30 protein-coding genes are annotated in these 26,695 nt (G+C 65.7%); 25 read left to right on the forward strand and 5 right to left on the reverse strand.

What is annotated here, in order from left to right:
* The first annotated feature begins 19 nt into the window (after nucleotides 1-19).
* Nucleotides 20-199 (forward strand): hypothetical protein, encoded by a 180-nt coding sequence (locus QF777_03425; GenBank protein MDP6910600.1) that lies wholly within the window; start codon nucleotides 20-22, stop codon nucleotides 197-199.
* Nucleotides 200-217: 18 nt separating this feature from the next.
* Here QF777_03425 and QF777_03430 read toward each other — a convergent pair whose 3' ends face one another.
* From QF777_03430 to QF777_03450, 5 genes are all read right to left on the reverse strand, one after another.
* Nucleotides 218-868 (reverse strand): GerMN domain-containing protein, encoded by a 651-nt coding sequence (locus tag QF777_03430; protein ID MDP6910601.1) that lies wholly within the window; start codon nucleotides 866-868, stop codon nucleotides 218-220.
* On the reverse strand, nucleotides 868-2,286 hold the full coding sequence (locus QF777_03435) for an ATP-binding protein (GenBank protein MDP6910602.1): 1,419 nt from the start codon (nucleotides 2,284-2,286) through the stop codon (nucleotides 868-870). Before QF777_03435 ends, QF777_03430 begins: the two co-directional genes overlap by 1 nt.
* A gap of 22 nt (nucleotides 2,287-2,308) precedes the next feature.
* Nucleotides 2,309-2,989, reverse strand: coding sequence for a response regulator transcription factor (locus QF777_03440; protein ID MDP6910603.1), 681 nt, complete (start codon nucleotides 2,987-2,989; stop codon nucleotides 2,309-2,311).
* Between the two features lie 127 nt (nucleotides 2,990-3,116).
* A complete protein-coding gene (locus QF777_03445) occupies nucleotides 3,117-3,908 on the reverse strand; it encodes an inositol monophosphatase family protein (GenBank protein ID MDP6910604.1) in 792 nt (263 codons plus the stop codon).
* Nucleotides 3,909-3,919: 11 nt separating this feature from the next.
* A complete protein-coding gene (locus QF777_03450) occupies nucleotides 3,920-4,216 on the reverse strand; it encodes a hypothetical protein (GenBank protein ID MDP6910605.1) in 297 nt (98 codons plus the stop codon).
* A 47-nt stretch (nucleotides 4,217-4,263) separates the two neighbouring features.
* Here QF777_03450 and QF777_03455 point away from each other — a divergent pair, with 47 nt between their 5' ends.
* The 24 genes from QF777_03455 (at nucleotide 4,264) to QF777_03570 (ending at nucleotide 26,463) form a co-directional block, all read left to right on the forward strand.
* The gene (locus tag QF777_03455; protein ID MDP6910606.1) at nucleotides 4,264-4,857 is read left to right on the forward strand and encodes an NUDIX hydrolase; all 594 of its coding nucleotides are present in this window, start codon (nucleotides 4,264-4,266) and stop codon (nucleotides 4,855-4,857) included.
* A 5-nt stretch (nucleotides 4,858-4,862) separates the two neighbouring features.
* Nucleotides 4,863-6,113, forward strand: a complete 1,251-nt coding sequence (locus tag QF777_03460) for a DNA polymerase IV (GenBank protein MDP6910607.1) — start codon at nucleotides 4,863-4,865, stop codon at nucleotides 6,111-6,113.
* 69 nt (nucleotides 6,114-6,182) lie between these two features.
* Complete coding sequence (locus tag QF777_03465; protein MDP6910608.1) at nucleotides 6,183-6,581, forward strand: DUF3040 domain-containing protein; 399 nt, start codon at nucleotides 6,183-6,185, stop codon at nucleotides 6,579-6,581.
* Between the two features lie 26 nt (nucleotides 6,582-6,607).
* Nucleotides 6,608-7,543 (forward strand): ROK family protein, encoded by a 936-nt coding sequence (locus QF777_03470; GenBank protein MDP6910609.1) that lies wholly within the window; start codon nucleotides 6,608-6,610, stop codon nucleotides 7,541-7,543.
* The gene (locus QF777_03475; protein MDP6910610.1) at nucleotides 7,543-7,794 is read left to right on the forward strand and encodes a hypothetical protein; all 252 of its coding nucleotides are present in this window, start codon (nucleotides 7,543-7,545) and stop codon (nucleotides 7,792-7,794) included. The genes QF777_03470 and QF777_03475 overlap by 1 nt, the downstream gene beginning before the upstream one ends.
* Nucleotides 7,795-8,508 carry a hypothetical protein gene (locus QF777_03480; protein ID MDP6910611.1) on the forward strand — a complete coding sequence of 238 codons (714 nt, stop codon included), beginning with the start codon at nucleotides 7,795-7,797 and terminating at the stop codon, nucleotides 8,506-8,508.
* 216 nt (nucleotides 8,509-8,724) lie between these two features.
* A complete protein-coding gene (locus tag QF777_03485) occupies nucleotides 8,725-9,150 on the forward strand; it encodes a hypothetical protein (protein MDP6910612.1) in 426 nt (141 codons plus the stop codon).
* Between the two features lie 307 nt (nucleotides 9,151-9,457).
* Nucleotides 9,458-10,450 carry a 16S rRNA (cytosine(1402)-N(4))-methyltransferase RsmH gene (gene rsmH, locus QF777_03490; GenBank protein MDP6910613.1) on the forward strand — a complete coding sequence of 331 codons (993 nt, stop codon included), beginning with the start codon at nucleotides 9,458-9,460 and terminating at the stop codon, nucleotides 10,448-10,450.
* 119 nt (nucleotides 10,451-10,569) lie between these two features.
* Entirely contained in the window at nucleotides 10,570-10,908 is a 339-nt protein-coding gene (locus QF777_03495; protein ID MDP6910614.1) for a hypothetical protein, read from the forward strand.
* Nucleotides 10,905-12,761, forward strand: coding sequence for a penicillin-binding protein 2 (locus tag QF777_03500; GenBank protein ID MDP6910615.1), 1,857 nt, complete (start codon nucleotides 10,905-10,907; stop codon nucleotides 12,759-12,761). Before QF777_03495 ends, QF777_03500 begins: the two co-directional genes overlap by 4 nt.
* Before the next feature lies 1 nt (nucleotide 12,762).
* Nucleotides 12,763-14,220 (forward strand): UDP-N-acetylmuramoyl-L-alanyl-D-glutamate--2,6-diaminopimelate ligase, encoded by a 1,458-nt coding sequence (locus QF777_03505; protein MDP6910616.1) that lies wholly within the window; start codon nucleotides 12,763-12,765, stop codon nucleotides 14,218-14,220.
* Nucleotides 14,217-15,263: a phospho-N-acetylmuramoyl-pentapeptide-transferase gene (gene mraY / locus QF777_03510; GenBank protein ID MDP6910617.1), complete on the forward strand. Its 1,047-nt coding sequence runs from the start codon at nucleotides 14,217-14,219 to the stop codon at nucleotides 15,261-15,263. Before QF777_03505 ends, mraY begins: the two co-directional genes overlap by 4 nt.
* On the forward strand, nucleotides 15,260-16,582 hold the full coding sequence (gene murD / locus QF777_03515; GenBank protein ID MDP6910618.1) for a UDP-N-acetylmuramoyl-L-alanine--D-glutamate ligase: 1,323 nt from the start codon (nucleotides 15,260-15,262) through the stop codon (nucleotides 16,580-16,582). The genes mraY and murD overlap by 4 nt, the downstream gene beginning before the upstream one ends.
* On the forward strand, nucleotides 16,579-17,724 hold the full coding sequence (ftsW, locus tag QF777_03520; protein MDP6910619.1) for a putative lipid II flippase FtsW: 1,146 nt from the start codon (nucleotides 16,579-16,581) through the stop codon (nucleotides 17,722-17,724). Before murD ends, ftsW begins: the two co-directional genes overlap by 4 nt.
* Nucleotides 17,721-18,890, forward strand: a complete 1,170-nt coding sequence (murG, locus tag QF777_03525; GenBank protein MDP6910620.1) for an undecaprenyldiphospho-muramoylpentapeptide beta-N-acetylglucosaminyltransferase — start codon at nucleotides 17,721-17,723, stop codon at nucleotides 18,888-18,890. Before ftsW ends, murG begins: the two co-directional genes overlap by 4 nt.
* Complete coding sequence (gene murC, locus QF777_03530) at nucleotides 18,887-20,299, forward strand: UDP-N-acetylmuramate--L-alanine ligase (protein ID MDP6910621.1); 1,413 nt, start codon at nucleotides 18,887-18,889, stop codon at nucleotides 20,297-20,299. Before murG ends, murC begins: the two co-directional genes overlap by 4 nt.
* A complete protein-coding gene (gene murB / locus QF777_03535; protein ID MDP6910622.1) occupies nucleotides 20,292-21,281 on the forward strand; it encodes a UDP-N-acetylmuramate dehydrogenase in 990 nt (329 codons plus the stop codon). Before murC ends, murB begins: the two co-directional genes overlap by 8 nt.
* Nucleotides 21,281-22,072 carry an FtsQ-type POTRA domain-containing protein gene (locus QF777_03540; protein MDP6910623.1) on the forward strand — a complete coding sequence of 264 codons (792 nt, stop codon included), beginning with the start codon at nucleotides 21,281-21,283 and terminating at the stop codon, nucleotides 22,070-22,072. The genes murB and QF777_03540 overlap by 1 nt, the downstream gene beginning before the upstream one ends.
* A gap of 229 nt (nucleotides 22,073-22,301) precedes the next feature.
* Nucleotides 22,302-23,363, forward strand: a complete 1,062-nt coding sequence (gene ftsZ, locus QF777_03545; protein MDP6910624.1) for a cell division protein FtsZ — start codon at nucleotides 22,302-22,304, stop codon at nucleotides 23,361-23,363.
* A gap of 6 nt (nucleotides 23,364-23,369) precedes the next feature.
* Nucleotides 23,370-24,065 carry a polyphenol oxidase family protein gene (locus QF777_03550; protein MDP6910625.1) on the forward strand — a complete coding sequence of 232 codons (696 nt, stop codon included), beginning with the start codon at nucleotides 23,370-23,372 and terminating at the stop codon, nucleotides 24,063-24,065.
* Nucleotides 24,066-24,068: 3 nt separating this feature from the next.
* Entirely contained in the window at nucleotides 24,069-24,764 is a 696-nt protein-coding gene (locus QF777_03555; protein MDP6910626.1) for an alanine racemase, read from the forward strand.
* A gap of 96 nt (nucleotides 24,765-24,860) precedes the next feature.
* Nucleotides 24,861-25,352, forward strand: a complete 492-nt coding sequence (locus QF777_03560) for a cell division protein SepF (protein ID MDP6910627.1) — start codon at nucleotides 24,861-24,863, stop codon at nucleotides 25,350-25,352.
* Nucleotides 25,353-25,360: 8 nt separating this feature from the next.
* Nucleotides 25,361-25,609, forward strand: coding sequence for a YggT family protein (locus tag QF777_03565; protein MDP6910628.1), 249 nt, complete (start codon nucleotides 25,361-25,363; stop codon nucleotides 25,607-25,609).
* Between the two features lie 41 nt (nucleotides 25,610-25,650).
* On the forward strand, nucleotides 25,651-26,463 hold the full coding sequence (locus QF777_03570; GenBank protein MDP6910629.1) for a DivIVA domain-containing protein: 813 nt from the start codon (nucleotides 25,651-25,653) through the stop codon (nucleotides 26,461-26,463).
* Nucleotides 26,464-26,695 lie beyond the last annotated feature (232 nt).

Here is a 26,695-nt window from a genome sequence, read left to right on the forward strand (position 1 = left end):
TCCTGAGCAGTACTCGGGCATGGGCTCGGTCGAGTTCGCCTCGCTGCTGGTGCGTGAGGCCAACGTCGCCGTATCGCCCGGCGTGGGCTTGGGCCCCGGTGGTGAGGGGTTCGAGCGTTTCGCTCTCATCGAGAACGAGCAACGCCTTGGTCAGGCGGCCCGAAACCTCCGAGGCGCTCTCGATCGCTTGGGTTCCTGAGCTACCTCTGTGGTCGTGTCAACCCTCCGGCTGGCCGGGCAGCAACGACAGGTAGTTGGCACAGCTCACCGGTGCACCTTCCTCGGGAGGTTCGCCGTCGCTTACCGGCACGTTGATCGCTTCCAGCCCGGTCTCACCTTCCAATAACACCACCACCCGGTCGATCTCGGCACCGGCCACCAGCCGGTCGGCCGTGCAGACCAGCATGGCGAAGGCCAGACGATTCCCGGCACTGTCGTCATGGGGAAAGCCTTCCAGGGTGTCGAGGTGGACCTCCAGAAGTCCGTCCTCGAGCACGGTTCCGATCACCTCGCTGCCCTCGGCGAACGGCGAGATCAACCCCGCGTCCTGTTCATCTGCACTCGGTCCAGCGAATACCTCGGCCAGGATCACGTTGATCGAGCCGTCGCCCTGAATGTCTCGGTCAACCGGTTCCAAGATCTGACGGTCTGCGGCGTCGACCCGGGCAAGAAAGATCTGCACGGTCTCGGTGGGTGCCGGCGCCTCGGTGGTGGTCGACGCAGCCGGAAGGAGGGCGTCGGGTAGATCAACGGACAGATCGCGGGTGGCGTCGTCCAGTGGAATGCCACAGGCGGCAAACGTGATTGCCGCAATGAGGACCGGTGCTGCCCACCGCCCTCGAGCGATGGCTCCGACGATGGCACGCATCACCACTCCACCTCCGAGTTCCCGAGGGTCAGGGAAAGCGGCAATTCCAGGACGAAACGGGCACCCTCGCGTCCATCCGTTCGATCTTCGGCCCACACGCGTCCCCGGTGGAGGCGGAGATCCTCGGCCACGAGGCTCAACCCCAGCCCTGTGCCGCTGTGGTCACCACGACGACCGCCGGTTGAGCCGCGGGCGAACCGGTCGAAGATCTCGTGGCGCTCCGTCTTTGGAATACCCGGTCCCTCGTCCTCGACGGCGATGCGAATTGTCTCATCGTGTTCCAAGATGACGGCGGTGATACCACCGCCGTACCGGCGGGCGTTGTCCAACAGGTTGGCCATGACCCTGGCCAGACGCCGCTTGTCGGCGTTGATGACCAGTGACCCGGTGGTGGGCGGGATGGTTAGGACGAGTGCTGGGTCGGCGGCGACAGTGGCCTGCAGGAACCGGACGACGTCCACCTCGGAGAGGTCCAGGTCGGCCACGCCGGCGTCGTAACCCGAAATCTCCATCAACTCGTTTACTAGGCGGTTGAACCGTTCCAGGTCCTGCACGAGGAGGTCGAGGGCGGTACGGGACCGCTCCGAGAGCTCGTCACGGCGGGCATCCAGCACCCCGACGCCGGCCATGAGGGTGGTGAGCGGGCTCCGGAGTTCGTGGCTGACATCGGAGGCGAAGCGCGCGTCGCGGTGGATTCGATCTTCAAGGGCTCGGGCCATTTCGTTGAAGGAGTCCGAGAGGCGATCCAGGTCGGGATCGGCCTGCGGGCTGAGCCGGGTATCGAGACGGCCACCGGCAATAGCCTCGGCAGCCCCCCGGATCCTTCGGAGAGGCCGGAGTACCCGGGTGCTGGCCCATGACCCGAGGAGGGCCGCCAACACGGTGGTCACCGCGCCAGCCCCCAACAGGATGATCCGCAGGTCATCGAGCGTGTCGGAGACCTCGACCAGATCGACTACGGCGTAGTAATCGGCGTCAAATGCGGTCAGGGGGATGCCGACCACGAAGTGGGGGTCCCCGCGCACCGGAGCGAGTACCTGGCCGGCGGCGCGCTGCTCGAGCCGTTCGAGGAGATCAAGTGGGAGGTCGTCGTGGTCCAGCTCGGGAGCGGGGAGCCAGTCGTCCCCGAGTCGGATGATCCGCTGGCCACCTTCGAGCCGAGTCAACGAGTCGGCGATGGTCGGAAGGTCCTCGATGGTGGAGTCGGGGGTGAGCTGATTGCTGAGTCGGGTGGCGTTACCAACGGCCATGGCCGCTGCCGCGCCTTCCCGAGACTCCACGAGCTGGCGTCGAGTCATTACCAGCGTGCTGACGGCCAACAGGCTCGACACCAACAGGCCGCCCACCGCGAACAGCATGGCGATCCGGCCGCCGAGTCCGAGGCGGCTCGCATCATCGGCCACTGGTCTGCCGGTCATGGGTGAATTCAAGAGGATCGTTTCAGATCTGGAGCTTGTAGCCCATGCCTCGGACAGTCATCACGTACCGGGGGTTTGCTGGGTCGGGTTCGATCTTGGTTCTGAGTCGTCGAACATGGACGTCGACAAGTCGGCCGTCTCCGAAATAGTCGTATCCCCAGACCTTCTCGAGGAGGTCCTCGCGGCTCAGTACCCGACCGTCGGCGGCGGCCAACTCCACCAGAAGTCGAAATTCGGTGCGGGTGAGGTGGACGTCGTCTCCCGCGTGGCGAACCACGCCCTCCTCGGGCAGGACCTCCAGTTGCCCGACCTGGATTCGAGTCGGTGGGCCATCGTCGGTCCGGACACGTCGGAGAAGGGCCCGTATCCGCGCCGAAAGTTCCTTGGGGTCGAACGGTTTGCGGAGGTAGTCGTCCGCACCGGCTTCGAGGCCGGCGACCACGTCGTGGCTGTCGGACCGGGCGGTGACCATGACGATGGGGACGTCGCCGAGGCGACGAATATTCCGACACACCTCGAACCCGTCGATGCCGGGAAGCATGATGTCGATGAGAACAACGTCAGCGGGCTGGCGGGTGAACGCCTCGAGTGCCTCTTCGCCGCTGGCCGTCTCCTCGACGTCCCAGCCCTCCTCTTCGAGGGCTAGGCGGACAGCAGTTCGAATGCGTTCGTCGTCTTCGACGGTCAGGATTCGGGTGCTCACCCCACGATGCTGCCCCATGGGAGCACTGCTTGTCGCCTCATCGTGTATCTCGGCGTCTCGCTTCTCCATAGCGCTACCGGCCATGGCTCCAATAGAGCCATCGGAGGAATCCTGCTGGGTAGCTGGATTAGACACGGTCGGCGCCGGCAGATCGGAGCAGATCCAGTAGCGGTCCGTGGATGGCAAGGGGGGCGGCCACGGTCATTTCTCCGGTTGTGGGACGTCCTTCGAGGTCGGTTACCCGACCCCCGGCTTCGGTCACCAGCACTGCACCCGCCGCGCAGTCCCACGGGTTCAGGCCCCGCTCGAAGTAGGCGTCGACCCGTCCGCACGAGACCGAAGCCAGGTCCAGTGCAGCGCCGCCCATCCGTCGGATGTCTCGCACCCGGGGGAGCACCTCGACGAGCACCTGGGCCTGGCGACGCCGGCGCTCGGCGTCGTAGGAGAAGCCGGTGGCCACCAGTGCCCGCGGTAGTTCGTCCACGTTGCTCACCTGCACCGACTCGCCGTTGCGGGTCGTGCCGTGGCCGACCGCAGCGCAGAACTCGTCGCCGAGTAGAGGATCCACGATTACTCCGGCGACTGGGTTTTCGTCCACTTCCACGCCGATGGAGATGGAGAAGCCTGGATGGCCGTACACGAAGTCCGTGGTTCCGTCGATGGGGTCGATCACCCAACGCACCCCGGAAGTTCCGGTCACGCCAGTTCCTTCCTCGCCGAGGATCGAGTCATCGGGCCGGTCGTCGAGGATACGGCTGACGATCTGCGCCTCGGACCAGCGATCAACCTCGGTCACCAGGTCGGTGGATGTTGACTTGGTGGCTGACACATCCACCTGTCCGGCCTGCTGTCCAATTGCGGGGGCGACCGCCCGCGCTATCGCTAGGGCAAGGTCGCGGAGCGTGTCGGGATCGGCCACGGTGGGGCGGATCAGTCCACCGGGTGGCGGTCTCGGGCGGTTCGTTGGCGTTCGGTGGTCTCCCACTCAGCCATGGCCCGCAAGGCGAGCACGGCCACCACGGCGACACCAGCCGCCGCCAGGACCGCGCCGACGAGTCCCATTGACCCGGCCAGCATGGGGCAACCCTCGGCGCATTGCAGGTCGGTCACCGAGTGGCCCACGAGGCCTCCACAGGTCCCGGCTGCCAGAATGGCCAGCAGGGCCAACGCCCGGGCCAACGTGGACGGTTCGGCGGAGGCGTCGTCGACTGGTCGTGGTTCGTTCACGGCCCGAACGCTACCGGCCCCCTTCGGGCGGCTGTCAGACTGCGACGATGGCCGAACACGAGGACCCCCGGAAGATGTGGTCGACGGCTGGGGACCCTCATCGTGGAGATAGGAAACTGCAGGCCCGGGAGTGGGTCGTCGTCGGTGGCCTCCTGGTGATCGCTTCCGAAAGGCGCAAGGGGCCTGAGGAGATTCTGTTGGTGGCCAACCGACGTCGTGGTGGTGCCGTCGAATGGACGCCTCCCGGCGGGGTGGTCGATCCGGGTGAGGTGCCGCTGGACGCACTGACCCGTGAGGTGGCCGAGGAGACAGGGCTCAAGGTCGCTGGATGGACTGGGCCCTGCTACCGCGTGAGGGTGGACTTCCCTGACCGCGAGATGACGCTGGACGTAGTGGTCCACCGGGCCGTTTCGTGGTCCGGGGCGATGTCATTCGACGACCCGGATGGGATCGTGGAGGACGCCCGATTTGTTGATGTGGGCGAGGTAGATGCCCTGATGGCTACGGCGCCGGTATGGGTGAGTGAACCCTTAGCCGCTTGGCTGGGCGATCCGGTTCGCGACCGATGCGGCGAGCACGGTTTCACCGCCTGGGGTCTCCGGGCTGAGGACCTTGTCGTAGAGCGCGTGGTCGACCAGTAGGGAACGTGAGCACCGAAACCCCGATCCTGCACGTTGACATGGACGCCTTCTTCGCGTCCGTTGAGGTGGTGCGTCGTCCCGAGCTTCGAGGTCGGCCGGTGGTGGTCGGTGGCGAGGGAGATCGTGGCGTCGTGGCGGCCGCGTCGTATGAGGCTCGGGCTTTCGGGGTCCGCTCGGCCATGCCGTCGACCCGGGCTCGACGGCTGTGCCCCGACATCGTCTTCCTCCGGGGTGATCACCGACTTTATGGAGAGGTAAGCGGTCGGATCATGGAGGTCTTCCGCCGCTACACGCCGCTGGTCGAGCCGCTCTCTCTGGATGAAGCGTTCCTAGACGTGTCGGGCGCCAGTCGGCTCCACGGGTCTCCGGAGAAGGTAGCGGCAGCCATCAGGAACGACCTCTCGGAGAGTGAGTCGTTGACCTGCAGTGTCGGTGTAGCCCCGAACAAGTTTCTGGCCAAGTTGGCCAGCGGGCAGGCCAAGCCGAAGGCCGGTCTCGCTGGCCCCGTGTTCGGAACCGGCATTGCGGTGGTGGCGGCCGACGGGGTGGAGGCGTTTCTAGATCCACTTCCCGTTCAGGCCGTGTGGGGGGTCGGTCCGCGTACCTTCGAGCGTCTGGAACGGTTTGGGGTTCGAACGGTGGCAGACCTCCGGGGCGTACCGGCCGACACGCTGGTCTCAGCGCTGGGCCGGACGGTGGGCAGCCAACTCTGGCGTCTCGCCCGTGGAATCGATGATCGTACGGTGGAACCCGAGCAGGTCACCAAGTCGATCGGGCACGAGGAGACATTTGCCAGGGACCTAGCCGACCCGCTGGAGATTCGCCGCCACCTCGTTCGTATGGTGGACGCGGTGGCCCGTCGGGCCCGCTCCACAGGGGTGGCCGGACGCACGGTGTCGGTGAAACTGCGCTACCCGGACTTCACCACGATGGGCCGTAGCCACACGCTTGCCGACCCGACCGACCTGGCCGTGGAGATCCTCGAGGTGGCCACCGGACTGGTGGATTCAGTGGACACCACCCCGGGGATCCGTCTTCTCGGGGTTTCGCTTGGCAATCTCCAGGACGGTTCGGTCCGTCAACTCCGCTTCAATGACATCGAGGTCGCGGAGGGACGGGCGCCCGGTTGGCGGGCCGCCGAGGGAGCTGTGGATGAGATCCGGGAGCGCTTCGGGAACAGTGCCATTGGACCGGCGGTAGCTGACGAACTGGGACCTAAGGAGATCGGTGACAGCCAGTGGGGGCCCGACGTCTGACCCGTCGGTTCCCCGTTTTCGATGAGCGGGCGCGTTGCCGCTCGCGCGCCGCTGTGCGATGCTTGAGGGGTGCCACTTTCCGAGGAAGAGGAACGCATCCTCAGCGAGATGGAGGAACGTCTCATTGAGACGGATCCCCGTCTGGTCCGCGAGGTGAGCGAGACGACGGTCTATACCCAGCCGTTGCGGTCCATGAAGTGGGCGGTTGGTGGATTCGTAGCTGGGGTCACCCTGATGGTGGCGACCCTTTCGACGTCGTACATGCTGGCCTTTGTGGGCTTTTTGGTCATGTTGGGTTCGGCACTTCGTCTCGAACGCGACGCCCGACAGGTCGGCCGTACCGGTCTGCGACAGGTCGCCGATTCCGGACGTACTGCCTCCTTGCGCGATGCGGTAGGCGGAACCCGGGCTCGGGCCCGCGATCGGATGCGTGACCGTTTCCGGCGCGGTGAGGGTGGCCGGATCTGACCAGAGGAGCCGACCGCCGACCCACGGTGCTGGCCATCGACGTGGGTGGGACCAAGTTGGCTGCGGGTCTGGTGGACGGCGATGGTCGGCTGATCGACCAACGCCAGAGCGCAACCGTCGCGTTTGCCGATGTCGACGCTGACCCTGGTCCCGTACCTCTGGACGGTGAACAAACGATCGACGGCACCTTCGAAGCGCTCTGGTCCATAGTCGAACCTTTCGTCGACCGCGCTGATGCAGTCGGCGTGGGATGCGGCGGCCCGATGGCGGGTGGGCCGGGTGACCGACGGATGTCCCCGTTGCACATTCCCCTGTGGGACGACCTTCCGTTGGCGGGCCTGTTGGCCGAGCGGTCCGGGCTGGACGTCGTGGTCGACAATGACGCCAAGGCGTTGGCTCTTGGTGAGGGCTGGTGCGGGGCGGCGGCCGGCCACCGGAACTTCCTGGCGATGGTTGTCTCGACCGGCGTCGGTGGGGGGATCGTGCTCGACGGTCGCCTGGTCGATGGCGCCACCGACAACGCTGGCCATATCGGCCACCTCGTGGTGGACCCCGGCGGCCCGGATTGTGCCTGCGGGTCCCGGGGTTGCCTCGAGGCAGTGGCGTCGGGGACGGCGATTGCTCTGGCCACCGGTGCACCTGCCGCCGAGGCCTCGGACGAGGTTCGTCGTCGGGTTGGGATGATGGTGGGTCGGGGAGTAGCCGACGTGGTGAACCTGCTCGACCTCCCATTGGTAGTGGTAGCCGGTTCGGTGGCTCTCGGCTTCGGCGCCCCCTTTTTTGATGCGGCCGAGGAGGCGCTTCGTGAGAGGTGTGGTCTGTCCTTCACCCGGGGTGCGCGCATCGTGCCGGCCGGACTGGGGGCCGACGGCCCGTTGGTGGGGGCGGCGGCAGTGTGGCACCACCACCGTGGCGACGGTGTGCTTTCCAACGCCCCTCCCTTGGGGGAGGATTGCAACTGATGGGCGTTCGGTGGTTTGCACGGATAGCGGCGGCGGTAGCGGTGCGCCCCGTCTTGTGGGGCGTGGCCCTTCGGCAGGCCCACCGTCTGGCTGATCGGCACTGGTGGCGGCGTCCCCCGTTCCTTCCAGTACCGGCTCGGGCCTATGCGGCCTTTCGGACGACCACGCAGTACGGCGATCCGACGGCGGCGCCGTCGGTTCACGACGTCATCGTGTGGCTGCAATGGGTTCGACGCTTCCCGGGTGACTGAATGACCGGATGGAACGTGCGTTGGCCGGTGGGCTCGGTGGCTGACCGACACGGACCGGTGGGAGAGATCTCTGAGCGGTCGGTACTGCGTCACCGGGTGTCCCACTCAACTGTGGTGCTGGGGAGCGGCCAACGGGCGCCTTCCGGGCTGGTCGATCGAGCAACCGCGAAGGGTTTGGACGTGGTCCGACGCCGGTCAGGCGGGGGAGCGGTCCTGTTGGAACACGACGGACTCCTCTGGGTCGATGTGCTGGTGCCACGGAATGATCCATTGTGGAATGACGACGTGGGACGGTCGTCCATGTGGTTGGGAGCTGCCTGGTCCGAGGCGTTGGCCGTATCGGGCGTGGTGACCGATGTCCATCGAGGCTCGTTCTGTTGCGGGTTGGCCGGCCGGGCCGTGTGCTTCGTGAGCCGGGCCGCCGGTGAGGTGGTGTCCCAAGGTCGCAAGGTGGTGGGGATCAGCCAGCGGCGGGACCGGAGCGGAGCCCGGTTCCAGTGTGCGGTGCTGCTGGGGGCCGATGCCGCAACGCGATCGGTGGCCCCTCTGATCGACTTGCTCGGCCTAGTGCCACGTGCGGAGTTGCTGGCCGAGGTCCAGGCCACCGTTTCCGGTGTGGTGATTCCCGGCGTGGCCGATGTCGACACTACGGGTGTCGTCGCGGCGGATCACCTTTTCGACGCCTTCATGGAGGCCATTTCCTCCACCGGTTGAGCCGAGCTCCCGGTGCAGTTCCTGCAGGTCCAGGGCCCGCGCGCGCCTGTGATGGGAATTACGCGATTTGTGGTGGGGGCTACTTGCATTGAAGGGGTGGAAAAGGGTTAGAGTGGGGCCTTGTGGGGAGTAGTGGGGACCTAGCAGTGAACGGTACCGGTTCCCTCCCCCCCACGGAAATCGACACCACCGGACGAGCAGAGGGGAGGCATCGACATGGTCTTCGTGGGAACCCACGACCACACGCTGGACGACAAGGGCCGACTCGTACTCCCCGCCCGGTTCCGCAGCCACTTTGCCGAATCGGCCTATCTGCTGCCGAACGCCGGATGTATCTCGCTCTGGGAGCCCGAACGCTTCGAGAAGATGATTGGTCGTCTCGGTGAGCAGGTCCGAGCGGGCGAGATTGATCCTCTCTCTCCTAAGCAGGTGGCCCACGCGTCGAGCATCGTCCGGCCCGACGCCCAGGGGCGTATCACCATTCCCGAACGACTGCGTACCTTCGCCTCCCTCGAGCACGACGTCATGGTCTGCGGAGCGGTCGAATCCCTCGAGATCTGGAATGCCGAGACCTGGGCGGCCATGTCTGCCGACCTCGATCAGTCGGTGGCCGACCTATTCCTGCGCGGCGGCGGGATCTGATCACCCCTCACCGGCTCGCCTCGACCTGACTGGAGCAGGCCGGAGACCACACCGAACACGACACACCGAACACAGGAGACGACCAGCACCCACGCGATCTGAAGACCAGGACGACCGACGCCGTTTGGCTCGTCCCTGGACCGTCCCCCGATCGGCAGGATGGGAGGCCCCTACTCCGCCCGCTTGCCATCTAGCCCGACTCGGGGAGACATCCCGACGGGTGCCGCCTGATCGGGGGACGGTCGAGGGACGAGCTTCGGGGCCGAGGCGCCGAGGCGGTCGGACAGGTACGGATGCGGCCCGGACCATGACAGAGCAGTTCGATGAAGAGTTGAGGGTCGAGAGCCCAGGATCGTCGGCCTTTCACCACGTTCCGGTGATGTGTTCCGAGGTCCTTGAAGTGTTGATGGAGGCACCAGCAGGGGTGATCCTGGATGCCACGGTCGGTGGAGGAGGCCACGCCGAAGCCGTCCTCACCGCACGGCCCGACCTGACTGTGCTGGGCCTTGACCGTGACGACGCCGCACTGGCTGCCACCGCTGAACGCCTCGCTCCCTTCGGTGACCGGGTGGTGTTGCACCGTTCGGCCTTCGGTGACCTCTCGACAGCCCTGGATTCCGTCGGCGTGGAACGAATCTCGGGCTTCCTGTTCGACCTTGGCGTGTCCTCTCCGCAACTTGACCAAGCGGACCGGGGGTTCAGCTATCGGGAGGCCGGCCCGCTGGACATGCGAATGGATCGCCGTCAGGAGCTCACGGCTGCAGCGGTCGTCAATGAGTACGACGAGGCGGACCTGGCCCGGGTCCTCCGTTGGTACGCCGATGAACGTCACGCCCGGCGGATCGCCCGGACGGTGGTTGCCGCCCGACCGGTGACCGACACGGCCCAACTCGCCGAACTGGTACGTGAGGCGATTCCGGCCCCAGCCCGGCGCCGCGGTGGCCATCCCGCCAAGCGCACCTTCCAGGCCATCCGCATTGAGGTCAACGGTGAACTAGACCAATTGGCGGGAGCCATCGACGAGGCGATTCGACGCCTGGTGATCAGCGGTCGGGGAGCGGTCCTGTCCTATCACTCGGGCGAGGACCGGATCGTGAAACACCAATTCGACCGGGCGGCCACCGGTGGGTGCTCCTGCCCTCCGCGCCTCCCTTGCGTCTGCGGTGCCCAACCGACGGTCGTCATGGCTCGCCGTGCTGGCTGGACGCCGGGTGACGACGAGGCCACCGTCAATCCCCGTGCTGTTAGCGCCCGACTTCGGTCTGTGGAACGGGTCGAACGTCAGGTGGCGACACCATGACGGCCGTACTTCGCCCGGTCCGGACACCTCGGCCCACTCCGATAGGTCCCGTTGCTGAGGTCCCACCTCCTCAAGGGACGGCCGGGCAGCGGCTCGCGGGACAGCGACTAGCCCGCACGATGGGTGGGACCCGGTTCGGTGTGGTCGGTCTATTAGCAGTTGCCGCCTTCTTCGCAGGTCTGCTGGTGCTGGCCAACTTCCATGTGGTGGTCATCGGCGACCAATTCGAGTTCGATCGCCTGGAGCGTCGGCTGGAGTCCGGACTCGAGCAGGCACAGGTGCTGCGTAACGAAGTGGCGCGTCTTGAGAGTCCGGATCGGATCCTCCGGGTGGCTGAGGGCCGTCTCGGAATGGTGCCGCCGCCTGAACGTCTCCAGTTGGACCTCGTCCTATCGGGTGATCCGAAATCCGGGCTCGCGGCGCCGATCGGCGATCCCTTTGCCTCTGGAGACCGGTGAGTCGTCGGCCGGACCCCACCGTGGCGGAGGGGCGCGGCGCGGCACGCCAGGTTCCCCTTCGTGCCGTTCAAATCGGATTACGCCGTCGTCTGGTATTCGTCGGCGGGCTGCTGCTCGTCGCTGCATCCCTCCTCGTGTGGAGGCTGGCCGTGGTCCAGATCGCCGAGCCGGACCGCTTTTTGACCTATGGCGAGTCCCAGCGGATCCGGTCAGTGGCGCTTACCGCCGCTCGGGGAGCCATCGTGGATCGCAACGGCGTTGATCTGGCACTCTCGCTTCCGTTGCCGTCGTTGGTCGCCAACCCGCAGGCCGTGGAAGATCCGCGCCAGGTAGCGCGTCTACTCGCCTCTGTTTTGGATGAAGACATCGACTTCCTCGAGCGCCGACTTTCCGGTGACGGACAGTTCGCCTATCTCGGACGCCACCTCGATCCGGCGGTGGCCGCAGCGGCCATGGACTTCGACTTACCGGGGGTTCGAATTATGGAGGAGCGGGCCCGTGTCCGCCCCGGTGAACGGTCGGCGTTGGGGGTCCTCGGTCGGACCAACATCGACTCGGTGGGTATCAGCGGTCTCGAGCTGGTCTACGACGGGCTGCTCTCTGGTGTCCCCGGTCGGAAGATTGTGGAACGCGACCTGAGGGGAGCGTCGATCCCGGGGGGTGAGTACAACGTCGAACCCCCCTCGCATGGACGAACCCTGGTGCTCACCATTGATCGTGCACTCCAGTTCGAGGCCGAACGACTCCTATTCGAGGGTGTCGAGCGGACCGGAGGGCAGAGCGGAATTTTGGTGGCCATGGACCCGGCTACCGGTCAGATAATGGCGTCGGCCACCGTCGTCCGTGGCGACGATGGCGAGATCCGGACGTCTGGTGAGCATCGGGCCGCAACGTGGACGTACGAACCCGGTTCCATAGTTAAGCCGCTCACCTTCTCCGCCGTGCTGGATGCGGCGGTCGCTTCGCCGGACACCGTCCGGGAAGTTCCGGGTCGGATTGATGTCCATGACGCCACATTCCGTGATGCGCCACTACACGATCCGGTCGACCTTTCCGTAGCCGACGTGTTACGGCGTTCCTCCAACGTCGGAACGATCATGTGGGCCACTGATCTCGGCCAAGAGGCCCTCCACGCCAAGTTCCGCGAGTTCGGCCTGGGTCGGGTGTCGGCACTCGACTTTCCGGGAGAATCGGGCGGCAGTCTCTTGACGTTGTCGGGTTGGTCCGGAACGTCACTCCCTACCATCGCCATTGGTCAGGGCGTGTCGACCACCCCGATACAGATGCTCACTGCCTACGCCACTCTGGCCAACGCCGGAATTCGACCCGCGCCCACTCTGGTGCTCGGAACGCGGGACGATGAGGGGATGTTCGAGCCACGCCGTGCCGGTCGTACCACCACGGTTATCCCGTCCACGGTGGCCTCCGAGGTGGTGGCGATGCTGGAAGGGGTTGTTGAGTCGGGCACCGGCACCCGTGCCGCTGTACCCGGCTACCGGGTGGCCGGCAAGACCGGGACCGCCTGGAAGACCCGTCCGGAAGGCGGCTACGGGTCTGAGGGCGACCGTGATTACGTGGCCAGCTTCGCGGGGTTCTTACCGGCTGACAATCCCCGACTAGTGGTTCTTGTGGTGGTCGACGAGCCGTCATTGGCCCACTACTCCGGAGGGAGGGCCGCTGCGCCGATCTTCTCGGAGTTCGCCCAATTCGCGGTCCGTCGCCTACGGATCCCTTCGGAATCTGAACGTGCGGGTCTCGAACAGGCCGGTCGAGTACGGGCCGTAACGCCTGCACACCAGCGGTTGCTCGACGAAGCTGCGTTTGAGACGGCCGCTACTTCGACCGGAGGCTGACGTGCGGCTCGCCGCGTTGCTTACTACAGCCGGTCTGAAACCATGTGGCTCGACCGGTGATCCCGATGTGCTCCGCGTAGTTCATGACTCACGGGAGGTCACCGATGGTGACCTGTTCTGCTGTATCCCCGGTGGCACCCATGACGGACACGGCTTCGTCGCCGAAGCGGTGTCCGCCGGTGCTGTTGCGGTCCTGGCTGAGCGGTCAATCGGGGACGCAACGGTACCGACGGTGATCGTGCCTTCGGTGCGCGCCGTCATCGGACCGGTGGCTGCGGCGCTCCACGGTTGGCCGTCAAGGGCCCTTGACCTTGTGGGAGTGACCGGCACCAACGGCAAGACGAGCGTCGTCCACCTACTCCGGTTCATCCTCGAGACCTCGGGCCGCCGCGCAGGGTCATGGGGCACCTTGTCCGGCGAGCGGACCACGCCGGAGGCGACGAACCTTCAGGCCACCATCGCCGGTTGGGTCGATGACGGTGTCGAGGCGGCCGCGATTGAGGTCTCCTCCCATGCTCTGGCCCAGCACCGGGTGGATGGGACCACGTTTGCCGCAGTGGGGTTCACGACCCTCGGACGTGACCACCTGGACTTCCATGGTTCCCCGGCCGTCTACGAGGCGGCCAAGGCCCGGCTGTTCGAGGAAGGCTTCTCAAACCACGCGGTCGTGAACGTGGGCGATGCCGCTGGTACACGCATGGCATCGGTGGCCGAAGCGGCGGGTCTGTTAGTCGTACGGGTCGATCCAGTAGGAACCGATGCCGATCTGAGGCCCGACGGATGCACGTTGACCTGGAGGGGGCGGACCGTGCGGGTAGCCACCGGTGGCCGGTTCACCGTTACTAACGCGCTGGTGGCTGCTGAGTTGGCCATGGTTCTGGGATGCGAGGAGGACGAGGTGGTTGCCGGCCTCGCAGCTGCCCCTCCCGTACCCGGACGCTTCGAGCCGGTCCTGTTGGCCGACGGTCCGACCGTGATCGTCGACTACGCCCACACGCCCGATGCCCTCTCGGCGGTACTGGGTGCCGCCCGGGAGGTTCTGGACGGTCAGGTCAAAGCGCGTGCGTCAGCACCTGGGCGGTTGCTGGTGGTGTTCGGATGCGGTGGTGATCGTGATGTCGGGAAGCGGCCGCTCATGGGTCAGATGGCCGAAGAAGCCGCCGATGTCGTGGTCGTCACGTCGGACAATCCGAGGGGTGAACCACCTGAGGGGGTAATAGCGGACATCCTTGCGGGAATGGAACGACCCGATCCGCTCGTGGAGCCCGACCGTCGTCGTGCCATCGCCGTCGCTCTGGCTGCAGCGTCGGCCGCCGATCTGATCGTGGTGGCGGGCCGGGGTCACGAAACCATCCAGGAGATGGCGGGTCTTCAACTCCCATTCGACGACCGCGCGGTGGTCGTCGAGGAGTGGTCACGGATAATGGACAGTGGGTCCGGTCCGGGGGTAGAGCGGTGATCCGGATCCTGTTGGCAGCCGGCATTGCCATGGTGGTATCTCTCATCGGTACCCGCGTGCTGATCCTTTGGTTAACCCGTCTGCGGCTCGGCCAGCCCATCCGAGACGACGGTCCGGAGGGTCACGTCACCAAGGCCGGTACGCCGACCATGGGAGGACTGGCCATCATCGGCGGGGCGTTTCTGGGCTATGTCCTGAGCGACCTTTACCGAGGCATCTATACCCGCACTGGAATCTTCGTGATGCTGGCCATCATCAGTGGGGGAGTGGTCGGGCTGATGGACGACTGGATCAAGGTAGTGCGTGAGCGCAACCTCGGTCTCAACAAGCGGGCCAAGATGCTCGGGCTCTTTGCAGTGGCTCTTACCTTCGCTGTACTGATGCTGGAACACGCACCGACCCACACCACGCTGTCTGTCACCCGTTTCGACCAGCCGGGTATTGAACTGGGTTCGATTCTCTGGTCGATCTGGGCCGTGCTCCTCATCATCGGTTCGGCCAATGCCGTCAATCTGACCGACGGCCTAGACGGCCTGGCGGCCGGGGCGGGCACCTTCTGTTTCGGTGCCTACACCGTCATCGCCTTCTGGCAGTTTCGGTATCCCGAGACCTACGAGATCGCCCATGCCCTGGACTTGGCGGTGGTAGCAGCGGCCATGGCCGGCGGTTGCTTGGGCTTCCTGTGGTGGAACGCCGCTCCGGCCCGGATCTTCATGGGCGATACGGGGTCCCTGGCCATTGGTACGGGCCTGGCCACCCTCGCTCTGGCCACCGGGACGCACCTACTGTTGCCCATCGTGGCCGGGTTGTTCGTGGCCGAAACGGTGTCGGTGATCGTGCAGATCGCGAGCTTCCGCCTGTTCGGTGGTCGCCGGGTTTTCCGGATGGCGCCCTTTCACCATCACTTCGAGCTGAGCGGATGGCCCGAGACCACGGTGATCATCCGGTTCTGGATCATGTCAGGACTCTGCACGGCTGCAGGTCTGGGGATTTTCTATGCCGATTCATTGTCGGCCGGGGTGGCCGACGGGCTCGGCGGATGAGCGACGCAACCACTCTGGTCCTCGGACTGGGAGTAGCCGGTCGGGCTGTGCTGGATGCCCTGGTCCGCCGGGAGTTCTATGTGGTGGCCGTAGATGATGCGCCTGGTGGTGCGGCCCGCCAGTGCGCGGATCGCCTTGGTGTGTCGCTGGTGGAGGCGCCGGCGGCCGACGAGTGGCCACGATTGCTGGATGGAATCAGTGAGGTAGTCATGGGTCCCGGGGTTCCCGATTCCCACCCCTGCCATGCCGCGGCCCGGGCGGCCAGGGTCCCGGTGATCGATGAGTCTGATCTGGCAGCCCGCTGGGACGACCGTCCCCGTTGCGCTGTTACCGGTACCAACGGGAAGACCACGGTGGTGACTCTGGTGGCGGAGATGTTGGAACGTTCCGGCATTCGGACCTTGACGGCCGGGAACACCGATACGCCGCTTGTGGCGGCCATCGATGACGGAGAGGTGTCGACCTTCGTGGTCGAAGCCTCTTCGTTCCGTCTTAGTCACGCCAATATGTTCAAGGCGTCGCCCGCCGGGTGGCTGAACTTCGCGCCGGACCATCTTGACGTACACGCGGACGCTTCCGCCTATGAGGCAGCTAAGGCCCGGATCTTCGAAGGGGTAGCCCGGCCAGCGGATGCGGTGGCCAATGCTTCCGATCCCGTGGTCATGGCCCACGCTCCCGAGGGGGCGTTGTTGTTCGGGGGTGTTGAGACGCCCTGCCGAGTCGACGGTGAGGGATCGTCCGCTCTTCTGATCGTGAACGACGAGCCCCTCATCGAGGTGGCCGCGCTGATGCGTTCGCTGCCCCATGACCTAGACAATGCTCAGGCGGCCGCTGCTCTGGCCATCCGCGCCGGAGCTTCCCGGACGGCCTGCGCCGAGACTCTGCTCGGGTTCGCCGGATTGGCACACCGGATGGCTCTGGTGGCCGAGATTGAGGGCGTCCGGTTCGTGGATGACAGTAAGGCCACCACGCCGCACGCCACGCTGACCGCCATGGCCGGACTGCCGGGATCGGTCCTGATCGCCGGTGGGCGTAACAAGGGTGTGGACCTCGCTGTGCTGGGCAGGTCCCGACCCCGGGCCGTGGTGGCCATTGGTGAGGCGGCCGACGAGATCGTCGAGGCGTTCACCGGCCGCTGTCCCGTCCACGAGGCCACTTCGATGGACGAGGCGGTGGCCCTGGCCCACGGGGCAGCCGACGGTTCCGGAACGGTGCTGCTCTCCCCGGGTTGTTCGTCGTTCGACTGGTACGGATCGTATGTGGAACGTGGCCTTGATTTCGGACGGATCGTGCGTTCCTTGGATGGGGCCGGGGCGTGAACGTCGTGACTACCGATGAACGTCGGTCTCGAGAGTTAGGCGCGTCGACGTATCGGTCACGCCGTCCAGCACGCTTCGTGGTGCTGGCCTTCATGGCCATGCTGATGGTCCTGCTGGGCATCGTGATGGTCCTCTCGGCGGCATCGGTTCAGGACCTCCGAATCCACGGCAATGCCTGGTACCACCAGCGCCGCCAGCTCATCTGGGTTGTGCTGGGTCTGGCTGGACTGGTGACCACCTCGAGGCTCGACTACCGGCGACTGAAGCCGATGGCTGTCTGGCTCCTGGTCGGCTCGGTGGTACTGCTGCTGACCGTCTTCATCCCGGGTATTGGTATTCGGGCCAACGGTTCGTCCCGGTGGATCGGCGTCGGTGCCGCTACCTTCCAGCCATCAGAGTTGGCCAAACTGGCCGTCATTCTCTACGGGTCGGTCCTCCTCTCGAGTCGACCGGTAAATGACCTTCGGGGCACAATTCTGCCGCTTGCCGCCGTGCTGGGCGGAGTGGGTGCGCTCGTCTACGCCGAACCTGACCTGGGAACCACGATGATCCTGGGGGCCATCGCCGCCTCGCTGCTCTTCTTCGCCGGACTGCGACTGGCCATTGTGGGGGCAACCGCAGCGTTGGGCGTCAGCATGCTGGGGGCCATGACGATGACCGCCGGCTACCGACGCGAGCGTCTGCTGTCTATGTTCGACCCGTGGAGCGACCCGCTCAACACCGGTTGGCAGTCCATCCAGGCCGGGGTTGCCATGTCAAACGGCGGGCTTTGGGGCATGGGCCTGGGGGCCAGTCGGGCCAAGTGGGGTTTCCTGCCGTTTGCTGAGACGGACTTTATTTTCGCCATCGTGGCAGAGGAGCTCGGCTTCGTGGCGGCCCTCGGCGTGATCCTCGTCTACCTGGTGATCGGACTAGTCGGCCTGAACACAGCGCTTCATGCTCCCGATCGTCTAGGCCAACTACTGGCGGCCGGCATCACGACCTGGATCATGATCCAAGCCTATGTGAACATCGGTGCAGTCTTGGGTGTGCTTCCCATCACCGGGGTGCCTCTGCCGTTCGTCTCCTACGGCGGGAGTTCGATGGTTCTCACCCTGACCGCGTACGGCGTCCTGTTGAACGTGGCCCGGCAGACGCCATGAGCGGGTCGGAGGCTCGAAGGATCCTGATCGCCGGGGGTGGTACGGCCGGGCATGTGTTACCAGGGCTGGCCATTGCCGAGGCGCTGGTGGACCGGGGCGTCGTGGCGGACCGCTCGGGGGTGCACCTGGTCGGTAGTCGACGGGGTATCGAGGTCGACCTGGTGCCTCCGACAGGCTTCGGCCTGACCGTTCTTCCGGGGCGGGGCATCCAACGGACGCTGACGCCGGCCAACCTGTTAGCGGTCTCCGGCCTGGCACTGGCCTTCCTGCAGGCATTGGTGCTATTGGTCCGTAGCCGACCGGCCGTGGTGTTGTCCCTTGGTGGTTACGCCAGCGTGCCGTGTTCCCTTGCTGCCATCATCCTGCGTGTTCCGCTGCTGGTGGCCGAACAGAACGCCGTGCCGGGTGCGGCTAACCGACTGGCCGGCCGCTTCGCCCGGGCCTGCGCGGTTTCGTTTCCGGGCACGGACCTTCCCCGCTCAACGGTGACCGGGAACCCTGTCCGTGGTGCCGTCAAGACAGTGGCGTACGGTCGACGGAGTCCCGGCGAAGGGGCGTCCGATCGCCGGTCCGCTCGCAAGGCCCTGGGTGTCGACGGCCGGCCGTTCGTGTTGGTCTTTGGTGGATCTCTTGGCGCACGGCGCATCAACCGTGCGGCGGCGGGTGCGGTGGAAGACTGGACGGGTGGTCCGGTGGTTATCGAGCACGTGGTGGGCGCCCGAGGCTGGAACGACCCTCGGGAACGGGCCGGTTCGCCAGGACCGGAGGTCGAGTATCGCCCGGTGGAATACGAGGCCGACATGCCGACCGTGTTGAGCGCCGTGGACCTGGTGGTGTGCCGGGCCGGGGCGACAAGCGTCGCCGAGTTGTCAGCCATTGGCGTGCCGTCGATTCTGATACCGCTGCCCGGCGCTCCCGGTGACCACCAGACGGCTAACGCCGAACACCTCGAGCGGTGTGGCGGGGCGCGACTGGTGCCTGACGGAGAGTTGGATGGAGACCGGTTGAAAGCGGAACTGTCTGTGCTGCTGGCCAGTCCGACCTCATTGGAGGCCATGGCGGACGGCGCTCGATCGGTCGGGGTTCCCGATGCTGCCGATCGTGTCGTAGAGATGGTCGCGGATCTATTGGATGGTCGACTCGTCTCGGGGGACTCGTCATCATGAGCGGTGATGGTCTCCTGGATCTTGCGTCGATCGTGCATGTCCACGTGATCGGCATCGGCGGTGCCGGCATGAGTGCGATTGCCGAGGTGCTCGCCACCATGGGACACCGGGTTTCGGGATCAGATCTGAAGGCCACCACCGGTTTGGATCGTCTCCGGGCACAGGGCATCGAGGTTCATATCGGACACGACGCGGCCCATGTCGGGGAGGCCGACGTCGTAACCCGGTCGACAGCGGTGCCTGACGACAATCCGGAATGTCGGGAGGCCGTCCATCGGGGAGTTCCGTTACTGAGTCGGGCCGAGGTTCTAGGCGCCATCTCCCGTCTCCGTATGACGGTGGCGGTGGCGGGTACCCACGGCAAGACCACTACGTCATCGATGCTGGCTCTGGCCCTCCGTGGGGCGGGACTCCGACCGTCGTTCGTCATCGGCGGCGACGTGAACGAGATTGGAACTGGGGCGGCGTGGGACAGTCGGGACCTGTTCGTGGTGGAGGCGGACGAGAGCGACGGCTCTTTTCTCCGACTGGAACCAGAGTTGGCTGTGGTGACCAACCTGGAACCGGATCACATTGAGCATCATGGCGGGTTCGAGGCGCTGCGATCGTCATTCGATGAGTTCGTCAGGGGTGTGGACGGTCCGGTGGTGATCGGCATCGATGATTCCGAGGGAGCGGCATTGGCCGAACGCTCCCGACGGAATGGTCTCGATGTTTGCACGGTGGGAACGTCGGACGATGCCGACTGGATGATCACCGAACTCCAGGAGTCATGGGACGGCGTGGGGTTCGTCCTGCGGGGACCCGGGGCCGCCGTGTCGGTGGCGCTTCCTGTTCCCGGCCTACATAACGCGCGAAATGCTGCATCGGCGATCGTCCTGGCCTTGCTTGTCGGGGCCGATCCGCTGGCCGTGGCCGACGCACTCGGGCGTTTCGGCGGCGTGGCCCGAAGATTTGAACATCGGGGGCGGGCCGGTGGGGTGACCTTGGTGGACGATTACGCCCACCTCCCCACCGAGGTCTCAGCCACCATTCGGGCGGCCCGCACCGGCAACTTCGGTCGTCTGGTGGCTGTCTTCCAACCCCACCGATTTAGTCGGACCGAAGCGCTCTGGTCGTCCTTCGGGCCGTCCTTCGAGGGGGTGGATCTGCTCTTCGTGACCGACGTGTACCCCTCCGGGGAGGCGCCCCGCCCGGGGATCACCGGCCAACTGGTGGTGGACGCCGTCCGTAGAGACCTGCCAGATCTAGACGTCCGATATGCGCCTCGTCGCGACGACCTAGTGGACGCACTGGTAGCCCAACTCCGGGATGGGGATCTCTGCCTGACCATGGGGGCGGGTGACCTGACCTCGGTTCCCACCGACCTGAGGGAGCGGCTGGTGCACCATGGGGCAGCAGATGCCTGAACAGGTTCCCGGAGCGGCCTCCGAGGTACAGGACTTTGGCGCATTGGACGAAGCGTTGTTATCGGCGGGCCTGCTGGAAGGTGTCCGGGTCGGTCATCCCATAGGGGCATTGACGACTTATCGGGTGGGCGGGGCCGCCGCCCGGTTCGTCCGGCCTGCTGATGTCGCCGAACTAGAACGGGTGGCCGGAGCCGTCGCCAAGGCGGGCCTCGCTTCTGGTAGAGAATCTGGCATTGGGGTGATCCCAGTGTTGGTGTTGGGTCGAGGATCGAACCTGCTCGTCTCCGACGACGGATTCGCCGGACTGGCCGTTCAACTGGGGCCCGGTTTCGATGAGGTGGTGGTCGACTTGGAGACGGGTGGCGGGACGGTCCGTGCTGGTGGGGGAGCCAGCCTTCCGGTGGTTGCCAGGCGCACGGTAGCCGAGGGGTTGGCCGGCATGGAGTGGGCGGTCGGGGTGCCCGGATCAATCGGGGGTGCCGTTCGAATGAATGCTGGTGGCCATGGATCCGACATGTCCATGGTCCTCGTCTGCGCTTCCACGGTGGATCTGACCACCGGCCTACGTAGAACCCGGGCGGTGGACGAGTTGTCACTGGGCTATCGGAGCTCGTCGGTGGCCGGGAACGAGGTCGTAGTGTCCGTTGAGCTTGGACTCCCTCTCGGCGACCGGGCGGCGGGCGAGGCCCGTCTGGCCGAGATCGTGCGGTGGAGGCGGGCCAATCAGCCCGGTGGACAGAATGCCGGGTCGGTGTTCACCAACCCGTCCGACGATTCAGCCGGCCGGCTGATCGATGCGGCCGGCGGTCGGGGGCTTCGAATTGGGACGGCCGAGGTGTCCAAGAGGCATGCGAACTTCATCCAGGTCGACGAGGGCGGATCGGCTGACGACGTGGTCCGTCTCATGGCCGAGGTGGTTCGACTGGTGAGCGAGGTCCACGGAGTCACTCTCGAGTTTGAGACCGTGCTCGTCGGCTTCTGATGGAGACCAGTCAGGACACTGGTCAGGACGCTGGTGAGGACACTGGTCAGGACACTGGCTCAACCGTTTCGCCTACTCCTCGTCGTAGAGGCCTCGTCGTGGCCTGGGTGGCACTCTCGCTGATTGTCACGGCGGTGGGTTTGTTCGCCGCCACACGCACTGAACTGCTCGATGTCGATGAGATTCGGATCGTGGGGACCTCATCGAATCTGAAGGAATCCTCCGTGCTGGAGGCTCTCTCGATCTCCGTTGGTTCGCCGATGACCGGTATAGACCTCGACGAGATGGCCCTTCGTGTGGCGGCCCTTCCGAGAGTGGCCGGTGTCGAGGTGGAACGGGACTGGCCTGGTGCGGTGGTGGTGTGGATCGTCGAACGTCGGGCGGTGGTTAACGCAGTGGCGTCCGACGGTCGACTGGCAGCACTGGATGCCGACGGTACGGTGCTCGAGCACCTTGACACTGCCGATCCGTCGCTGCCGACCATCAGGGTCGACGGTGTGGGACGTCCCGGGGTCCGCCTGCCGGGTCTGGGATCGCTGCTGGATGCAGCGGATGCTGTCACAGAGGATCTGGCTGCATGGATTGTCGCCCTCGTCCCGACCGGAGACGGCGTGCGGGCCGAGTTAGTGGGCGGAGTCGAAGCCGACCTGGGCCTGGGCGACGACTACCGCGATGAGATGAGGGCATTGGCCACCGTGCTGCATCGGGTAGAGCTGTCGTGCATCGTTCGCATCGACGTCTCCGTCCACGACATCCCCGTCGTTCGCCGAGACGATATGCACTGTTCTTGAACGGCCGTCTGAAATCGGGTTTCGGAGCCTGAGGCCTGATGGGTTGACGTTCTTTGACCACGCGCCGTAGTCTCTTGACCACGGATCGGGTTCAAAGTGTTTCAACCTTCGACTTCTACTTGAAGGTTAGGCATGGGTGTCGATGGCATCTGGACGATCCCCGGACCGATCGTGAGCCGACCACCATGGACGGCACGGGAACCAACGAGAACGAGAAGAGGAAAAACCGATGGTGGGAAGCCCCCAGAACTACCTGGCAGTGATCAAGGTGGTGGGCGTCGGCGGTGCCGGCGTGAACGCCGTCAACCGGATGATCGATGCCGGCCTGAAGGGTGTCGAGTTCATAGCCGTGAACACCGACGCCCAGGCACTCCTCATGAGCGACGCCGACGTCAAATTGGACATCGGTCGAGAGCTCACCCGCGGACTGGGCGCTGGGAGCGATCCCGAGATCGGCCGCCAGGCAGCCGAGGATCACCGGGCCGAGATCGAGGAGGCGCTCGAAGGTTCTGACATGGTGTTCATTACCGCAGGCGAGGGTGGTGGCACCGGTACCGGTGGTGCCCCGATCATCGCTGAGGCGGCACGCGCCGCCGGGGCTTTGACTATCGGCGTGGTCACCCGACCGTTCAGCTTCGAGGGTCGTCGTCGATCGGTTCAGGCCGAGCAGGGCATCGTGCAGCTCAAGGAGAAGGTCGACACCCAGATTGTCATCCCGAACGACCGCCTGCTGGATGTCTCTGACGAGAAGACCGCTCTTCTCAACGCCTTTGATACTGCTGACGAGGTGCTCCTCCAAGGAGTGCAGGGCATCACGACCCTGATCACCACGCCGGGCCTCATCAACACTGACTTCGCCGACGTGCGAACCATCATGGCTGGGGCCGGGTCGGCCCTCATGGGCGTGGGGCAGGCCACCGGCGACGGGCGGGCCCTCAACGCGGCCCGTAAGGCCATCTCTAGCCCCATGCTCGAGGCTTCCATAGAGGGAGCCCGCGGCATTCTCCTGAACATCTCTGGCCCGCGTGATCTGGGCCTGTTCGAGGTCAACGAGGCGGCCGAGGTGGTCCACGGCGTAGCCCACCCCGAGGCCAACATCATCTTCGGAACCGTGGTCGATGATGAGATGGGTGACGATGTCCGGGTCACGGTCATCGCTGCGGGCTTTGACCGATGGGATGGTGATCGTCCCCACGCCGAGTCGGCCGCACCGTTGGCTGGCGGCGACGCCATCGTCGACGTGTTCGCCGATCGCGGCGACGACCTCGACGTTCCGAGCTTTCTCAGGTAGGGGCCGATGGCCAGGGAACTGATCCGACGGAGTCTCCCGTCGGGTCGGACCGCCCGGGTCGTCATGTCCGAGATCACCGATGGTGACGCCGCTGCCGGCGACGTCACCATCGGCGGTCCGGGTGACGCCTTTACCGAAGCGAAAGGGTGGACACGACCCTGGACGTTGCTGGACCAGGTGCACGGTGACGGCGTGGTCGTGGTGGATGCTGCCGGCGCCTACTCCGGGACCCGGGCCGACGCGGCGGTCACCGCGGTGGTCGACGCGGCGCTGGCCATCCGGGTCGCCGACTGCGCGCCGGTGGCCCTGCTGGGTGGCCGTTGCGTGGGCGTGGCCCATGTCGGTTGGCGAGGCCTCAGGGCTGGGATCGTCGAGCGAACCGTCGAGGCCATGAAGGGGCTGGACGACATCACGCCGGTCGCGGCGGTGGTCGGGCCGCATATAGGGGCCTGCTGCTACGAGTTCGGCGACGCTGATTTGGATGACCTTGCGATCCTGTTTGGATCGTCGATCCGCTCCACGACGACGGCCGGTCGGCCGGCTCTGGACCTCTCGGCGGCCCTGTCGGGGATACTGGTTGGGGCCGGCATCCCTGTGACCCACGACGGGGCCTGCACCTCGTGCGATGACCGGTACTGGTCGCACCGGGCCACGGCAACCGCCCGTCGTCAGGCCATGGTGGCCTGGACCGAGGAGGGCTGAACGTTGGAACACGGCACCGACCGGTTTTCATCGCCAGATGAACTGGCCTCGCGCCTCGGTCTCCTCGAAGACCGCCTCCGGGAACTCAGCGGAGGCCGAACCTCGTTGCTCCCGGTGACCAAGGCCTTCGGGGCCGACGCAGTGCGTGCGGTCTTGGCCACCGGCCGGACCGAGGTCGGCGAGAACTACGCCCAGGAACTGCTGGGTAAGCACCTAGAGCTCGAGGCCCAAAGGGAAGCTGAGGTCGAGGGGACCGTGCCGTCGGCCCGATGGCACATGATCGGCGGGGTCCAGCGAAACAAGGTTCGTCGCCTGGCCGGGATTGTCTCTCTCTGGCAGACCGTCGACCGCGTCGACTTGGTCGACGAGTTGGCTCGTCGGACGCCCGGTGCCCGGATCCTCGTGCAAGTTGATCCAGCCGACACGCCGGGCAAGGGAGGCTGCCCACCGTCCGACGTCGAGGGTCTGGTGTCGAGGGCGGTCGACGGTGGGTTGGAGGTAGCGGGCCTAATGACCGTCGGGGTGATCGGAGATGTCGAGGCCACTGGAACGGCCTTCCGAGTGGTGGCACGGCTTGCCGACAATCTTGGTCTGGTTGAGCGATCCATGGGAATGTCGGATGACCTGGAATCGGCCATCGAACACGGTTCGACAATGGTCCGCATCGGCCGTGCGCTGTTCGGCGATCGGCCCGGCTGATTCTGCTCACCAGTTGGCTAGCTACTCGGGTGGCGAGCTGGTCTGGGGGCCGGGGTGCCGGGAGCGGACCGGGTGTGCCGATACCATCGGTGTTCGATGAAGAAGTTGATGCTGTGGCTGGGACTCGGCCCCGATGAGGCCTACGAGGACCTGAGCGACGAGCCGATCCTACGTGGGCCATTGTCATCCATTGAGTTCGCCGAGGCTCGGGTGGCCGCCGAGACCGGCGGCAAGGTCAGCCCACTACACACCCGCACCCAGACATCCAATACCGTGCGGACCCTCCCGGCCGAATCGACGGGCACCGTGCGATCCCTCCAGCCGGCGACCACGGCCAAGCCGTGCACCGTGACTCCAACCTCGTTTAACGACGTCCAGGAGATGGCGGACCGCTTCAAGGCAAAGCAGCCGGTGATCGTCAACCTCCAAGGCCAGGATGCCGAGTTGTCGAGGCGGATCATCGACTTCGCCAGCGGTGTCTGTTACGGCGGCGGGGGGCAGATGGAACGCATCACCCACCAGGTGTACCTGCTCACCCCGTCCGATGTGGAGGTGTCCGACGAGGACCGCCGCCATCTCGGAGATTGACGGCCTCCATGCTCTGCACGCTTCTCCAGCTCTACCTGCTCGTGCTGGTGGTCCGCGTTCTAATGAGTTGGTTTCCCGTCTCCCGGGACGGCCCGATGGCCACCGTGGTCGGCGTGCTCTACACCGTCACTGATCCGGTGCTGCTACCACTCCGGCGGATCCTGCCGGCGGTCCGCATGGGCCATATGGCGCTTGACCTGTCACCCATTGTGGCCTTCTTTGGCCTCTCGATCCTGATGGGCCTGCTGGGCTGCTGACCTGCCCCGAGCGAGCAGAGGCACGGCGGTAACATTCAGTGATGGATTCCCGCGGCAATTCTCGTGGCATGGGCGTAGATCGGGCAGCTGGTCTCGTGCACGAACTGGATGACGCCCAGTTCTCGACGAAGATGCGCGGCTACGACCCATCGGAGGTCGATGCCCTTCTGGATCGGGCTCGGCGCGCCATTGAGGAGTTGCACCTGACGGAGCGACGGGCCGAGGAGCGGGCCACGCTGGCTGAGCGTCAGTTGGAGGAGGAGCTTGATGCGGCACGGACTGCACGTGCTACGGCCGAGGCCGAGGTCGCCACGGCGACCGCCGAAGCGGCACGCATCGTCGCAGATGCCCGCCTGGACGCCTCGGAGCTCTCCGAGGCAGCCGAGATTGAGATCCGCGGGGCGGCAGAGGAGGCGCGTAGCCGAATGCTGGCAGAGATCGCCGAACTGGAACACCAGCGGGACGGTGTTCGCGAGGAGATCGAGGTGACGGCCGCCCATCTAGGGGCTCATCGGACCCGTCTCCAACGGGCGGTGATCGATCTATCGACTTTGATTGAAGAAATCGAGGAGCGCCCGGGCGGCCTGGCGGCTCTGGACGGCCCTGGCCAGACGAGTTCGACGCCGGTACACCGTGAACCCACCTTGCTTCGGACGACGATGCACGACGTCCCGGAAGCTATGGCTGATGAATCTTCCCTGCCCGAGCCAGCCTGGGCGTCCAGCCCGACCGAGGTCGTGCGACCCATTCGGTTGGCGGCGGCACCGGGTGCTTCGGCGATCGACTCCCTAGGGGGCGCTGTCGGAGGAGACGAAGGAGATCTCGAGGCGTTCTTCGCCGACGATGGTTCCTGACGCTGTTTTCCAACGATCCCACCGGGTTCACCGGTGGCCCGATACGCTCCTGCGCCGATCGGGCCGGGCTCGAACTTCGAACCGCCGAGATGTTGGTATTGACGAGATGCCGCCGAGGAGATGACGGTCATGGCTAAGAAGGCCCCAGCCAAGAAGGCCCCAGCCAAGAAGGCCCCAGCCAAGAAGGCCCCAGCCAAGAAGGCCCCAGCCAAGAAGGCCCCAGCCAAGAAGG

This window comes from Acidimicrobiales bacterium, assembly GCA_030747595.1.
GTDB lineage: Bacteria > Actinomycetota > Acidimicrobiia > Acidimicrobiales > MedAcidi-G1 > UBA9410.

Excerpts from the sequence above, each read along its gene's own strand:
- QF777_03425 (MDP6910600.1), top strand. The coding sequence starts at position 20 with ATGGGCTCGGTCGAGTTCGCCTCGCTGCTGGTGCGTGAGGCCAACGTC.
- QF777_03430 (MDP6910601.1), bottom strand. The coding sequence starts at position 868 with ATGCGTGCCATCGTCGGAGCCATCGCTCGAGGGCGGTGGGCAGCACCG.
- QF777_03435 (MDP6910602.1), bottom strand. The coding sequence starts at position 2,286 with ATGACCGGCAGACCAGTGGCCGATGATGCGAGCCGCCTCGGACTCGGC.
- QF777_03455 (MDP6910606.1), top strand. The coding sequence starts at position 4,264 with ATGGCCGAACACGAGGACCCCCGGAAGATGTGGTCGACGGCTGGGGAC.
- QF777_03475 (MDP6910610.1), top strand. The coding sequence starts at position 7,543 with ATGGGCGTTCGGTGGTTTGCACGGATAGCGGCGGCGGTAGCGGTGCGC.
- QF777_03480 (MDP6910611.1), top strand. The coding sequence starts at position 7,795 with ATGACCGGATGGAACGTGCGTTGGCCGGTGGGCTCGGTGGCTGACCGA.
- QF777_03485 (MDP6910612.1), top strand. The coding sequence starts at position 8,725 with ATGGTCTTCGTGGGAACCCACGACCACACGCTGGACGACAAGGGCCGA.
- rsmH (MDP6910613.1), top strand. The coding sequence starts at position 9,458 with ATGACAGAGCAGTTCGATGAAGAGTTGAGGGTCGAGAGCCCAGGATCG.
- QF777_03495 (MDP6910614.1), top strand. The coding sequence starts at position 10,570 with ATGGGTGGGACCCGGTTCGGTGTGGTCGGTCTATTAGCAGTTGCCGCC.
- murD (MDP6910618.1), top strand. The coding sequence starts at position 15,260 with ATGAGCGACGCAACCACTCTGGTCCTCGGACTGGGAGTAGCCGGTCGG.
- murG (MDP6910620.1), top strand. The coding sequence starts at position 17,721 with ATGAGCGGGTCGGAGGCTCGAAGGATCCTGATCGCCGGGGGTGGTACG.
- murC (MDP6910621.1), top strand. The coding sequence starts at position 18,887 with ATGAGCGGTGATGGTCTCCTGGATCTTGCGTCGATCGTGCATGTCCAC.
- murB (MDP6910622.1), top strand. The coding sequence starts at position 20,292 with ATGCCTGAACAGGTTCCCGGAGCGGCCTCCGAGGTACAGGACTTTGGC.
- QF777_03540 (MDP6910623.1), top strand. The coding sequence starts at position 21,281 with ATGGAGACCAGTCAGGACACTGGTCAGGACGCTGGTGAGGACACTGGT.
- ftsZ (MDP6910624.1), top strand. The coding sequence starts at position 22,302 with ATGGTGGGAAGCCCCCAGAACTACCTGGCAGTGATCAAGGTGGTGGGC.
- QF777_03550 (MDP6910625.1), top strand. The coding sequence starts at position 23,370 with ATGGCCAGGGAACTGATCCGACGGAGTCTCCCGTCGGGTCGGACCGCC.
- QF777_03560 (MDP6910627.1), top strand. The coding sequence starts at position 24,861 with ATGAAGAAGTTGATGCTGTGGCTGGGACTCGGCCCCGATGAGGCCTAC.
- QF777_03565 (MDP6910628.1), top strand. The coding sequence starts at position 25,361 with ATGCTCTGCACGCTTCTCCAGCTCTACCTGCTCGTGCTGGTGGTCCGC.
- QF777_03570 (MDP6910629.1), top strand. The coding sequence starts at position 25,651 with ATGGATTCCCGCGGCAATTCTCGTGGCATGGGCGTAGATCGGGCAGCT.